Origin of the sequence: Candidatus Pelagibacter sp. HIMB1521 (genome assembly GCF_052047875.1) — a bacterium.
GTDB lineage: Bacteria > Pseudomonadota > Alphaproteobacteria > Pelagibacterales > Pelagibacteraceae > Pelagibacter.
Window position 1 is genome coordinate 69132 of sequence record NZ_JBNAIZ010000003.1, and the last position, 12719, is coordinate 81850.

General features: G+C 30.9%; 17 protein-coding genes. 15 read left to right on the forward strand and 2 right to left on the reverse strand.

Annotated features, from left to right (window positions below):
• Positions 1 to 42: 42 nt before the first annotated feature.
• The 5 genes from ACTTA5_RS01710 to msrB are packed head-to-tail and all read left to right on the forward strand — an operon-like array spanning position 43 to position 4397.
• Positions 43 to 1284, forward strand: a complete 1242-nt coding sequence (locus ACTTA5_RS01710) for an NAD(P)/FAD-dependent oxidoreductase (RefSeq protein WP_440647429.1) — start codon at positions 43 to 45, stop codon at positions 1282 to 1284.
• Between the two features lie 27 nt (positions 1285 to 1311).
• A complete protein-coding gene (locus ACTTA5_RS01715; RefSeq protein WP_440647431.1) occupies positions 1312 to 2181 on the forward strand; it encodes a DMT family transporter in 870 nt (289 codons plus the stop codon).
• The gene (locus ACTTA5_RS01720; protein ID WP_440618103.1) at positions 2174 to 3124 is read left to right on the forward strand and encodes a D-2-hydroxyacid dehydrogenase family protein; all 951 of its coding nucleotides are present in this window, start codon (positions 2174 to 2176) and stop codon (positions 3122 to 3124) included. Before ACTTA5_RS01715 ends, ACTTA5_RS01720 begins: the two co-directional genes overlap by 8 nt.
• A gap of 2 nt (positions 3125 to 3126) precedes the next feature.
• Positions 3127 to 4020 (forward strand): histone deacetylase family protein, encoded by an 894-nt coding sequence (locus tag ACTTA5_RS01725; RefSeq protein WP_440618104.1) that lies wholly within the window; start codon positions 3127 to 3129, stop codon positions 4018 to 4020.
• Positions 4021 to 4022: 2 nt separating this feature from the next.
• Positions 4023 to 4397 carry a peptide-methionine (R)-S-oxide reductase MsrB gene (msrB, locus tag ACTTA5_RS01730; RefSeq protein WP_075506251.1) on the forward strand — a complete coding sequence of 125 codons (375 nt, stop codon included), beginning with the start codon at positions 4023 to 4025 and terminating at the stop codon, positions 4395 to 4397.
• Between the two features lie 8 nt (positions 4398 to 4405).
• Here the strand turns inward: msrB and grxC are convergent, their stop codons facing one another.
• Positions 4406 to 4663, reverse strand: a complete 258-nt coding sequence (gene grxC / locus ACTTA5_RS01735; protein WP_075506250.1) for a glutaredoxin 3 — start codon at positions 4661 to 4663, stop codon at positions 4406 to 4408.
• 3 nt (positions 4664 to 4666) lie between these two features.
• Positions 4667 to 4963, reverse strand: a complete 297-nt coding sequence (locus tag ACTTA5_RS01740) for a TIGR03643 family protein (RefSeq protein WP_440647433.1) — start codon at positions 4961 to 4963, stop codon at positions 4667 to 4669.
• Positions 4964 to 5085: 122 nt separating this feature from the next.
• Between ACTTA5_RS01740 and ACTTA5_RS01745 the strand changes: the two genes are divergently transcribed.
• From ACTTA5_RS01745 to glaH, 10 genes are all read left to right on the forward strand, one after another.
• Positions 5086 to 5700 (forward strand): LysE family translocator, encoded by a 615-nt coding sequence (locus ACTTA5_RS01745; protein WP_075506248.1) that lies wholly within the window; start codon positions 5086 to 5088, stop codon positions 5698 to 5700.
• Between the two features lie 88 nt (positions 5701 to 5788).
• A complete protein-coding gene (locus ACTTA5_RS01750; RefSeq protein ID WP_075506247.1) occupies positions 5789 to 7027 on the forward strand; it encodes an amino acid ABC transporter substrate-binding protein in 1239 nt (412 codons plus the stop codon).
• 63 nt (positions 7028 to 7090) lie between these two features.
• Positions 7091 to 7984 (forward strand): branched-chain amino acid ABC transporter permease, encoded by an 894-nt coding sequence (locus tag ACTTA5_RS01755; RefSeq protein WP_075506246.1) that lies wholly within the window; start codon positions 7091 to 7093, stop codon positions 7982 to 7984.
• Positions 7981 to 8163: a hypothetical protein gene (locus ACTTA5_RS01760; RefSeq protein ID WP_075506245.1), complete on the forward strand. Its 183-nt coding sequence runs from the start codon at positions 7981 to 7983 to the stop codon at positions 8161 to 8163. Before ACTTA5_RS01755 ends, ACTTA5_RS01760 begins: the two co-directional genes overlap by 4 nt.
• Positions 8150 to 9202 (forward strand): branched-chain amino acid ABC transporter permease, encoded by a 1053-nt coding sequence (locus tag ACTTA5_RS01765; RefSeq protein ID WP_075506244.1) that lies wholly within the window; start codon positions 8150 to 8152, stop codon positions 9200 to 9202. Before ACTTA5_RS01760 ends, ACTTA5_RS01765 begins: the two co-directional genes overlap by 14 nt.
• The gene (locus ACTTA5_RS01770; protein ID WP_023854239.1) at positions 9199 to 9939 is read left to right on the forward strand and encodes an ABC transporter ATP-binding protein; all 741 of its coding nucleotides are present in this window, start codon (positions 9199 to 9201) and stop codon (positions 9937 to 9939) included. Before ACTTA5_RS01765 ends, ACTTA5_RS01770 begins: the two co-directional genes overlap by 4 nt.
• Positions 9939 to 10724: an ABC transporter ATP-binding protein gene (locus ACTTA5_RS01775; protein WP_262590331.1), complete on the forward strand. Its 786-nt coding sequence runs from the start codon at positions 9939 to 9941 to the stop codon at positions 10722 to 10724. The genes ACTTA5_RS01770 and ACTTA5_RS01775 overlap by 1 nt, the downstream gene beginning before the upstream one ends.
• On the forward strand, positions 10724 to 11428 hold the full coding sequence (locus ACTTA5_RS01780) for an AzlC family ABC transporter permease (RefSeq protein WP_075506241.1): 705 nt from the start codon (positions 10724 to 10726) through the stop codon (positions 11426 to 11428). The genes ACTTA5_RS01775 and ACTTA5_RS01780 overlap by 1 nt, the downstream gene beginning before the upstream one ends.
• Complete coding sequence (locus ACTTA5_RS01785; protein ID WP_440634281.1) at positions 11418 to 11741, forward strand: AzlD domain-containing protein; 324 nt, start codon at positions 11418 to 11420, stop codon at positions 11739 to 11741. Before ACTTA5_RS01780 ends, ACTTA5_RS01785 begins: the two co-directional genes overlap by 11 nt.
• A gap of 40 nt (positions 11742 to 11781) precedes the next feature.
• Entirely contained in the window at positions 11782 to 12693 is a 912-nt protein-coding gene (glaH, locus tag ACTTA5_RS01790) for a glutarate dioxygenase GlaH (protein ID WP_075506239.1), read from the forward strand.
• Positions 12694 to 12719: the final 26 nt, after the last annotated feature.

Sequence of the window (12719 nt, forward strand, 5' to 3'; positions counted from 1 at the left end):
TGTCACTATGAAACTTTAATTTTTTAATTGTATAAAGTCCTTATGAATAAGAACATTAAGGTAGGAATAGTTGGTGCAGGTATCCAAGGTGTTTCAAATGCATTGTTCCTTCAAAAAAAGGGATTTAATGTAACAATATTTGATAGAGATAATCCTGGAAGCCAAGCAGCATCGTATGGAAATGCAGGACATTTTTCGCCTTATGCTTCACTTTCTTTAAATAGAACTGATGTCTTAGCGGATGTTCCGGCTATGTTATTAAGTTCAACAGGTCCTCTAGCTTTAAAATGGAATTATGTTCCAAAAATGATTCCATGGTTCATAAAATTTATCATGAACACCACAAAAACTAAGATGATGCACACAGCAAAAAATATGCATCAAATTTTAGATTTAGCTCTACCGGCGTATGATGAATTATTTGATGAAATAGATCTTGAAGGATTAGTGGAAAACAAAGGAATACTTTATATCTGGAATGATCAGGATTTAAAAAGTAGGGAATTAGAAATTAGAGTTAGAGATGAATTGGGAGTAAAGCAGCAACTAGTTAATAAAGCTGAAATTCATGATTTAGAACCCCATATTAAACCTTTCTATCATGCTGGAGTTTACTATCCTTATGCAAGACATGCTCGAAATCCAAAAAGAATCCTTTTAAAATTATTTGATCTATTTTTACAAAAAGGTGGAAAGTTTAACAAAGTAAATATTAAAGATATAAAATTTGATGATGAAAAACCTATTTTTAAAACTGAAACACAAAGTTATGTTTTTGATAAAGCAGTAATTGCTTGTGGCGCTTTTTCTAAAAAATTGACTGATAATTTAGATGAACAAATTCCTCTAGATACTGAAAGAGGATATCATGTTCATTTTAAAAACTGTGATCATTTATTAAGCCGACCAGTAATATTTTCAAACCGTGGTTTTGGTATTACACCAATGGAACAAGGATTAAGAGTAGTTGGTACAGTTGAATTTGGTGGATTGGAAAATCCTTTGTCAAAATCTAGAGTTAAAAATTTAATTAATAATGCAAAATATATGCTTGGTGATTTACCCGAGCATGAGGATGAGTGGTTAGGATTTAGACCAACTTTACCAGACTTTTTACCTGTCATGGGGCCATCAAAAAATTATAAAAATGTTTATTATTGTTTTGGACATCATCATTTAGGATGGACTTTAGGCCCAATTTCTGGAAAGATTGTTTCAGGAATGATTGCGAACGAAAATACAAACTTAGATTTAAAACCTTATAGTTCGTTAAGATTTAGCTAAGTGGGTCAGAACGCCAAAGCATATTTAATGTTGGTTTGTGCAACATTGTTTTGGGCAGGCAATTTTACAATTGCGAAGTTTGCATACTTGCAAAACATACCACCAAATACTCTTTCATTTTTAAGATGGTGTCTTGTGTGGATAATTTTATTTCCCTTTACCTATCAGGAGATATTTAAATTAAAGTATAAAATTAAAGAAAATTTATCTTTATTTTTTATCCTTGGCTTTACCAGTGTTTGTATATTTACTTCATTTACTTATAATGCTTTAAATCATACCCAAGTAATCAATGCATCTCTTTTTAATACTGCAATACCAGTCACAATAATTTTAGTTTGTTTTTTGTTAAAAATTGAAAAAACAAATATTTTTCAATTATCAGGCCTGTTTATTTCTGTATTAGGTATTTTAGCTATTATCACAAGATTGGATCTTAATATTTTGCTTTCTTTAAATTTTAATAAAGGAGATTTATTTATGATAGGTGCGATAATTGCATGGGGAGTTTATTCAGCATATTTAAGAAAAAGAAATTTTGATGTTTCTCTACTTGCCCTTGTACAAATCATATGCACTTTTGGCCTAATATTTCTTTTACCTCTATTTTTTATAGATATAATTCAAGATAAAGTTGTAGAGATAAATAGTAACTTTTTTTATATTTTATTTTATATTGCTTTGTTTCCAAGTATTGGCTCTTACTATTGTTGGGCTGGTGCTGTTGCGATAATTGGAGCTAATCGGGCAGGAATTTTTTTATCATTAATTCCATTATTCAGCACAATTTTTGCAATTATACTTTTTAATGAAAAATTTTTATTTTTTCATTTAATTGGGTCTATTTTAATTATATTAGGTCTATTTTTATCAAACAAAAAAATTAAAAATGCTTAAAGTAGCTATATTAGATGATTACCAAAATGTTGCTCAACAATTTGTTGATTTAGAAAAATTATCTGGAAAATATGAATTTAAAATTTTCAGTGAACCTTTTGTAGACGAAGCGGACGCTATTGAACAATTAGCTGATTTTGAGGCTCTTTTGATAATGAGGGAAAGAACTCCAATTACAAAAAATCTTATTGATAATTTAAGTGATTTAAAATTTGTTATCACAAGTGGATTAAGAAATAGATCTATAGATCTTGAGGCTGCTAAAAAAAGAAAAATTATAGTTTGTGGAACAGATATTAATATCAATCCAACACCAGAATTAACTTGGGCATTAATTCTTGGCTTAGCTAGAAATTTTAAAGAAGAGTTTGATAATATGTATCAAGGATACTGGCAAACTACTATTGGTGTTGAGCTAAAAGGAAAAATATTAGGATTAATAGGATTGGGAAGAGTAGGGAGTGAAGTTGCAAAAATTGGAAAAGCTTTTGGAATGCAAGTTATGGCTTGGAGTGAAAATTTAAGTTTAGATAAATGCAAAGAGCTCGATGTCTTGCCATGTAGCAAAGATGATTTAATTAAGAACTCAGATGTTTTATCCATTCATGTGCAAGGTGGAGAGAGATACAAAGATTGCATAACATTAAAAGAGTTAGACAATATGAAGAAGACAGCTTTTTTAATTAATACCTCAAGAGGTCCAATAGTTAATGAAGATGATTTGATTATAGCATTATCAACTAATGTAATTGCTGGAGCTGGAATCGATGTTTATGAAAAAGAACCTCTGCCTGAAAATAATAAATTAAGATTTTTACCTAACGCTTTGTTAACTCCGCATATAGGATATGTAACAGCAGAAAATTACAGTATTTTTTACAATCAAATGATCGAGGGATTAGAGGCTTGTGTTAATGGAAAGCCAATCAGAGTTTTAGAGTAACCATGGAGTTACCAGTTGTAAATCACGAAGATTATTTTGCAAAAATTGGAGATGATCATAAATTTCCAATAAATAAATTTAGTGAACTTGCAAATTATTTAATTAAAAAAAATGTAGTCAAAAAGTTTCATAAACCTTATCCATGCTCATCTGAAACATTAAAGTTTGCTCACTCTGAAAAATATATAAGTGATATCAAAAATAAAACTTTAGATAAAGATGGTGTTAAAAAAATAGGTTTTCCTTTGGTAGATAGTGTTGTTAAGAGATCTTTGGTTGCAACAGGGGGTACTGTGTTGGCATCAAAACTTGCAATTAATTATGGAATTTCTTGTAATACGGCTGGAGGGAGTCACCACGCTAATTACAATGGTGGTGCTGGTTACTGTGTATTTAATGATGTAGCAGTTGCAGCTCATTATTTACTTAACAGGGGTCTGGCCAATAGAATTTTAATTGTAGATCTTGATGTTCATCAAGGAAATGGCAATTCAGATATTTTTAAAGAAAATAGAAACGTTTTTACATTTAGCATGCATTCAAAAACTAATTATCCTGCAAAAAAATCTATTAGTGATTTAGATGTAGAGCTAGAAGACAACACAGAGGATGATACTTACATCAAAACTTTAAAGCACTATTTAACAGAGTTAAATCAAGAAAATTTTGATTTTGTATTTTATATCGCAGGAGTAGACATTCATTTTAATGATCGATTAGGAAAATTAAAAATTTCCGATCAAGGTGTAAAGTTTAGAGATGAGCTTGTAATAGAAAATTTTTATTCAAAAAGAATACCTTTTTGTGGAGTTTTAGGAGGAGGATACAATAAAGATTTTGAAAAATTAGTAGAATTGCACTCTTTGTTGCATCAAACTTGTGCTAAGTATATTTGAATATGACAAAAAAAATTAACCCTAACCTAACCGCTGAACAGAAATTAATTTTATTTGAGGAAGGCACAGAACTTGCTGGATCAAGTGAACTTAATCATGAAAAAAGAGAAGGAAGTTTTCACTGTGCAAATTGTGGTGAGAAGTTATTTGACTCAAATACTAAATATGAAAGTGGATCTGGTTGGCCATCTTTTTATGAATCTTTACCAGATGTTTTTGAAACAAAAACAGATTATCATTTAGGTTATGGAAGAACAGAGTATCATTGTAAAAAATGTGGTGGTCACCATGGACATATATTCGATGACGGTCCAGAGCCAACTGGAAAAAGATATTGCAATAATGGTGTCTGTTTAGTTTTTAAACCAAAAGCTTAAAAATAATTTTAATTTTTTAACAAATCTTGAAGTTTATTTTCTTTTTCTAGAGCCCTTACTTCATCATAGCCACCTATATGCTGCTCATCAAAAAAAATTTGTGGAATTGTTCTTTTTCCATTTGCTTTTTTAATCATTTCATCCATTGCACCTTCAACTTTTGAAATATCAATTTCATTATATGGAGCATTGTTTCTTGTTAATAATCTTTTTGCAGCCTCACAATAGTTACATAGGGGGCCAGTATACATGGTAATTTTTTTCATAACTTATAGATAGTCACCTTTTTTAATTTTACTAGTGATTTCTTTTCTAGAATATTTAAATTTTTTTCTATGTTTGATACTTTTTTGATTTACTCTTTTTCTCCACAATCTAAATGATGATGGTTTTAAAGATCTTCTCATAATTTTAATTACATCAGATTCTCGCTTCCCTGTTTTTTTCTCGATTTCCTCAAAAGTAATTCTGTCTGCCCATGCCGCCCAAATTACCCAGTCTGGGTCATCAATACTGGGTTCAGGATTTTTAACTTTAGTTACTGGGGTGTAGCCTTTTTTTTTCATAAATCCTTTATATTTGAAAAAAAAATTTAATGCATTTTTTTTACCCTCTGATATTATGATTTAGGTAGTCCTTCTTAGCCATCTTTAGCTCCCGGTTTTTAAGGACTATCTTCTCTAAAAATATGCTTCCTTTAGAATTCATACTTTATTTACAGATTATCATTTTTTTATTCATTACTCCTGGCACTCCTAGAATAGTTATAATTTCTTACTCAATGAATTATGGTGTAGGGAAATGTGTTTGGTCAGCGCTTGGAGATGTTACTGCAAATTTAATTCAAGCTACTTTGGTAATTTTTGTAATAGGTTCTTTTTTTTCAGAAAATTCATTAATTCTTAATATTTTTAAATGGATTGGAGTTCTTTACATTTTATATCTTGCTTATGATATTTATAAGTCTCGTCCAAAAAATTTAAAAGATAAGGAAGAAGTCACAAAAAGTAATTTATCTTTTTTTAGAGATGGATTTTTAGTTGCAGGAACCAGTCCTAAAGCTTGGATGTTTTTTCCTTTTATATTTCCACAATTTATTGATTTTAGTTCTAATCTTTTAAGTCAATTTATAATTTTAATTACAACTTACATTGTGTTAGATTTTTTATCTCTGATTGGTTATGCAATACTTGCACAAAAATTGATTAAATGGATTACTGCAAATCCGAAAACTATTAATACAATTTCAGCGAGTGTTTTAGTCATTATTGCTGGAATTATTGTTATTACACAACAGTATTAAACTCATACTAAGTCTTTATTCCTACTTGCATTGTGTGAAAATTGTTTATTTAATTAGTCATTAATTAATTAATTAAAGGGGAAATAAAATGAAGTTAAATAAAATAATTTTAAGTTTTGTTTCTGCATTAGTAATTTTATTTTCAACTTCTGTTGCATCTTTTGCAAAAGTAGTTGGTGACAAAATTATTTTAGGTGCTGCAATTTCCTTAACTGGTAAGTACTCATCAAATGGTGTTCATACTCAAAATGGTTATAACATGGCCGTTGACAGAATTAATAGCATGGGTGGTGTAAAAGTTGGTGGAAAAACTTATAAGTTTGACATTATCTATTACGATGATGAATCAAACCCTAAGAGAGCTGCACAGCTTGCAGAAAGATTAATTTCACAAGATGGTGTTGAGTTTATGCTTGGCCCATACAGTTCAGGTCTTACAAAAGCTATTGCACCTGTAACTGAAAAATATGGTGTTCCAATGGTAGAGGCGAATGGTGCTTCTAGATCTTTGTTTACCAAAGGTTACAAATATCTATTTGCAGTATTAGCTCCGGCAAACTTATATCTTGATGTAGCAATTGAAACAGCAGTTGAGCTAAATGGTGGAAAACCAGTAAGAATTGCTCAAGCATTTGAACAAGATGCTTTTTCACAGGATGTTAGATTAGGTATTTTAGATGCCGCAGAAAGAACTGGATCTGAAATCATCATCGATGACAAACTGCCTAAAGAGTTAAATGATATGGCTGCAACTTTGGTTAAAGTTAAACAAATGAAACCAGATGTTTTAGTTGTATCAGGTCATACTAAAGGTGCATTGACTGCAGTAAGACAAATTGCTGAAATGAAGGTTGATGTTCCAATGTTGGCTATGACTCACTGTGATGCAGCGAAATTATCAAAACAACATGGTGCTAATTCTCAGTATGCACTATGTGCTTCTCAATGGCATAAATCTCTGACTTATAAAGATGATTTCTTTAAAGATGGAATGACCTATGCTGCAGACTTTGAGAAAGAGTTTGGATATGATCCACCATACCAATCTGCCGAGTCTTCAGCTGCGTTATTGGTGTTCAAAGATGCATTTGAAAGAGCCAATTCTTTTGATCAAAAGAAAGTAAGAGATGCTCTTGCAGCTACTAACATGCAAACATTCTATGGAAATATTAAATTTGCACCTGGCGGTCAGAACGTTGATAAGCCAATGGTACTTTTCCAAGTAATGTGTGATGATGCTGGTAAGTGTGAAAACAAAGTTGTTGCTCCATTAAAATGGGCATCTGCTAAGTTAATTCACCCAATGCCTAAGTGGTCTGAAAGATAATAATTAAAAATTGAGCCCCCTGGTAATAGGGGGCTTTTTTTTATATAAACCAAAAAAGATTTTATGGATTTTCTTGTATTTCAATACCCAATGATAACTGTTCAAGCTTGCTTGGATGGTATTCTTTTAGGAGTTTTGTTCGCATTAATTGCTTATGGAATGGCACTTCAATGGGGTGTTATGAATATAATTAATATTGCTCAAGGAGATCTTGTTATTTTAGGAGGATACATTGCGTACTTTATGTATCTTTATGGTATTCATCCAGCATGGGGAGTAATTGTTGCTCCAATTATAATGTATTTCGTAGGTATTGCGATCTATAAACTGGTTATAAATAAAGTAGTCGATAGAGATTTATTTATCTCAATTTTAGCTACATTTGGAATAAGTATTTTATTCATGCAATTAATGAACTTTGCATTTGGTGCAGATGTTGTACTTGCAAATTCACATTATGGTACAACAATGTTGTTTGATAATAATGTTGTTCTTCCTAATTCAAAAATATTTTCAGCATTTATCAGTATTTTATTTGCAGTTTGCTTAGTGATTTATATGAAAAAATCTAAGCTTGGACGAGCAATTAGAGCAACTGCTCAAAATGCACGTGCTGCAAAAATTTTAGGTGTAGATACTGAAAAAGTATATGCAGCAACTTTTGGAATTAATGCTGCTTTATGTGGTGTAGCCGGAGCTTTAATTTCTATAACATTTACTATTCACCCTTATATGGGATTACCTTATACGATTAGATCTTTTATGATTGTAATTGTTGCTGGTTTAGGAAATTTACCAGGTGTTGCAATGTCAGGTATGGGATTAGGAGTTTTTGAAGAATTTGCAGATTATATTTTAGGAACAGAATTCAGAATTGGATCAGTATTTTTATTACTAGTATTAATTTTAGTTTATCGAAGATTTAAACTTTCTAGAAAGAGAGAGTACTTAAAATGAGGAAAGTTAAAATTAATGATAATCAAGGTCAAACAGTTGAAGTTGACATAGATAAATTTAAAAAACACTTAGATGAATATCATTCATCAGGCTCAAGTGTACATGATGAAGATGGTCATTATTTTACAGTAGATCAAAATTTCAGAGAAAAAATTAATAGTCTATATGAACAAAAATAATTTAATACTTTACATAGGAATTTTAATATTTGGTTTAGCAGCACCATTTATATTTCCAGCATTTAAAGTACAATTATCAATTCTTTGCATTCTAATTGTTCTTGCAACTACTTGGAATATTCAAGGAGGAGAGATGGGCTACAATACATTTGGAAATATTTTGTTCTATGGACTGGGTATGTATTTATGTGCTTCAGTTCAGGTTGGAATGTTTTTTCCATTAGCAGAATGGACAGAAAGTGGTGGTGAAAAAACATTTGTACATACTCCTACACAATTTTTCCAAGGTATGGCGATGGGACTTGTTGTTGCTGCAGTAGTTCCAACTATTGTAGCTGGTTTAATTGGTTATGCAATTTTAGGATTGAGAGGTCACTACTTTGCTATTTGTACTCTAGGATTAGGAGTAGCTGCTGGTGAAATTTCTGGAGGAATTGAAATTATTGGAGCAGGACAAGGTTTTACAACTCCACCATTTCCTAATGTAGGAGGCTTAGAAGCTAGAGGAGAATTCTTTTACTTTTTAAGTTTTATAGTTTTAGTTTTGACATTTATAACTGTGAAAGCGATTTACTCTACTAGATTTAAGTTAATCCTTAATGCAATCAGAGACAATGAAGACAAGGCTGAAGCTATGGGAATTGCAACAATGAAATATAAAATTATTGGTTGGATGATTTCTGCATTTTTCTGTGGTTTAGCTGGAGGAATAATGGGTGGACTAGTTGGATATATCGACTCAACAGATGTTGCTTTTGATGGAAGAGAAATGGGAGTGTTCATGGTTTTAATGGCAATATTAGGTGGTAAAGGAACTCTTTGGGGACCAGTTATCGGTGCAACAATATTCCATATTTTTAAAGAAGGATTTTGGACATTCTTCCTAGGCTGGCAGTATGTAGCCTTGGGCGTATTAATTGTGGTGATTGTTATTTATTTCCCTGAGGGATTAATGGGATGGTTAAGAGAAAAATATCCTCACAGATTTGGAGAGGTAGTTGATGAAGCTGATCGAAAGGCTCAGGTAGAGATAAAATGAGTATTTTAGAAGTTAATAATGTTAGTAAATCTTTTGGAGGAGTAAAAGCTAATGTTGATATCTCCATGTCAGTTGAAAAAGGTAAAATAGTGGGATTAATTGGCCCAAATGGATCAGGAAAAACAACTTTATTTAATTCAATTGTAGGCACTTATCCAATAGACCAGGGTTCAATTAAATTTAATGGAAAAGAAGTTTCTGAACTTCCTGTTCCCGTAATAGCAAAGCTAGGTTTATTAAGAACATTTCAACAAACAAGAATATATGGAAAACTGAACTGCATTGATAATATGCTAATTAGCCATAAGGGTAGTGATGAAAATATATTAAAACTGTTTTCAAAAATACCTCAAGAGCTTACAGAAAAAGCAGAAAATTTACTAAATTTTGTTGGTTTATATCAAAAGAGAAAACTTAGAGCAGGTGATTTATCTTTTGGACAACAAAAACTTTTAGAACTTGCTATGGCATTAATGAATGAACCAGAAATGCTTTTACTAGATGAACCAACAGCAGGAATAAATCCAACTTTAATCAATGGAATTATAGATAGATTGATAAAAGTAAATCAAGATTTTGGTATCACTCTTTTAGTTATTGAACACAATATGAGAGTGATCATGCAATTAGCGGAGAATATATTTTGTTTAGCTCACGGTAAAATGTTAGCAAATGGTTCACCAGATGAAATTAAAAACGATAAGCGTGTTATCGATGCATACCTAGGAGCCCAATAATGTCAAATCAATATGAAGTTTTAGGAAAAGCTCCAACACCAGAAGATTTAAAAAAACTATCTCCAAATGAAATACATCTGACAATTAAAAATTTAAATGCTGGGTATGGTAAAATGGAAATTTTACATAATTTTGATTTATTCGTGAACAAAGCACAATCATTGTGTTTGATTGGACCAAACGGAGCTGGTAAATCTACAATTCTTCACTCAATTTATGGATTTACAAACATCTTCTCTGGTCAAATTGAAATAGAAGGAAAAGAAATTACAAATCTTACACCAGCTGAAAAATTAAAATCAGTTGGAATTGCATATATCTTACAAGATAATTCTGTATTCCCAGATATGACAGTTGAAGAAAACTTATTAATGGGTGGATATATTAAAGATAAAACCGAAGAGTCTTTTGAAGAAGCTGAAAGAATTTTAGAAAAATACGAGAGATTAAGAAATAGAAGAAATCAGCCTGCTAAAGTTTTATCAGGTGGTGAAAGAAGATTGTTAGAAATCTCTAGAGCTTTAGTTATGAAACCATCCGTTCTATTAGTTGATGAACCTTCAATTGGTTTAGAACCAAGATATATTGACATGGTTTTTGAAATTTTGAGAGATCTTCAACAAAATGAAAAGAAAACTATTATATTAGTTGAACAAAATGCCAAAAAAGGACTAGAATTTGCAGACATTGGATATGTATTAGTATCTGGACAAACTGCAATTGCTGGCAAAGGGGATGAGTTATTGCAAAACCCTGATGTTGGTAGACTATTCCTTGGTGGCTAATGATAAATAAAGATTTCTTTTTTAAAGGCTATAAATCAATACTAGCTCACGATAGCCCAGCAATAGCTTTAGGTTGTTGTTTTATTGCTATAGGAGCTCTTTTAAAAAATCTTGGCTTCAATATTCAAGAAAGCATTTTTTCTACCATGCTGACTTATGCATTGCCAGGATCTCTAGTTATGGCAGAGTCTTTATTGGTTGGTGCTTCTTTATTAAATATTTTTTTAGCAGTTTGGTTTGTTAATGCTCGTTTATATCCAATGGCTGTTTCTTTGTTTCCATTAATGATGCATGAAGATCAACCAAAGTGGAAATATTATTTTTCATGCCATTTCATAGCTGTATCAGCTTGGTTGATTATGAAGAGTAATTATAAGACTATTCCAGAAAAATATAGAATTGATTATTGGATAGGGATTGGAAGCGCTACTTGGAGTGTTGCTGTAATTGGGACTTTAATAGGTTTTTATTTTTCAGAATATTTAAACAAAGAAATGATGATGGGTTTAGCTATTTTAAATCCTGTATATTTTTTATGCATGATGGTAGGAGCGTCAAAAACAAGACAAGTAACTTTATCAGTTTTACTTGGAATTATTTTGGGACCTGTTTTTTATTTTTTTTCACCTGAATGGTCTATTTTATTAGGTGGAGTAGTTGGTGGCACTATTGCTTACTTAATAGGAGAAAAAAATGTCAACTAGTATCGTTTTAGCAATTTTGGTGACATCCCTTGCAACTTTTTTATCAAGATTTCTTGGAGCAATAAGCTCAGAAGGTATAAAAGAAACTTCTAAGATATTTAAATGGTTTAACTGTTTAGCTTATGCAACTTTAGCAGCCCTAATTGCAAGAACAATAATTTTTCCAGTTGGTGTAATGGATGACTCAAGCTACTTAGTAAGATTTGTTGTTGTTGTACTATCCTTAACTGTTTTTTTTATTTCTAAAAAAAATTATGTTTATCCCACAATTTTCTCTGCCATAAGTATGGCAATATTAGTTAATTATTTCTAAATAAAATTGATTTATTAAAAAACTTAACTTAAGGTTTCTTATGGAAAAAATACCTGGTTTAGAAATTCAAGAACATGATAAATCAAAAAGAATTTTGAATATTAAAATTACTGATGAGATTATTAAGAAATTAGTTTTTCCATTTAATAAATTTGACTTAACAGCTTTAGAACTAAAGCCTTTTACAAGGTTTACAATAGCAAAAAGTTTAGACGATTTAACAGAAAATAAACTTAGTAAACTAATGAACTCAATAATTAGAGATCGTTCAACTGGTTGTTTTATAATTGGACCAAAAAATATTTCACCAAAAATTAATGATAAATTTTTAGTAAAATTATCAACAGCTATTGCCTATTTAATTGGAAATCCTAACCATGATTCAATGGCAGGAAAATACTATGCTCGTTTTCATGTTAAACACGAAGACGCGAGTGACTCTTATTTAAGAAAAGCTTACCGTAATATGGATCTTCATACAGATGGAACTTATGTTAAAGAAATTACTGATTGGTTAATTATGACAAAGTTAGAAGAAGAAAATGTAGAGGGTGGAGAGACTGCGATGTTGCATTTAGATGATTGGGAACATTGCAAAGAACTATCAAATGATCCTGTGGGTAAACAAGATTTTCTTTGGAGCTCACCTAAGAGTAAAAATGTAGATTATAAAGTTGAGCATCCAGTTTTTTCTTCAGATGATAAAGGAAGACCACATATTTCATATATTGACCAATTTCCCGAACCAAAAAACATGGAACAAGGCAATTTTTTACAGAGATTATCTGATGCTCTTGAAGGAAGTGAAAATAAAGTAATTACAAAGTTACCGGTTGGTTGCTCTATAATTGCAAATAATTATTTTTGGCTTCATGGAAGAAAACCTTTCAAAGAAAATAAAGAATTAAGCAGAGAATTGTTGAGAATTAGAGGATCTTTTTTTGTTAATTAATTCAATATAATCAATATAAAGTAACC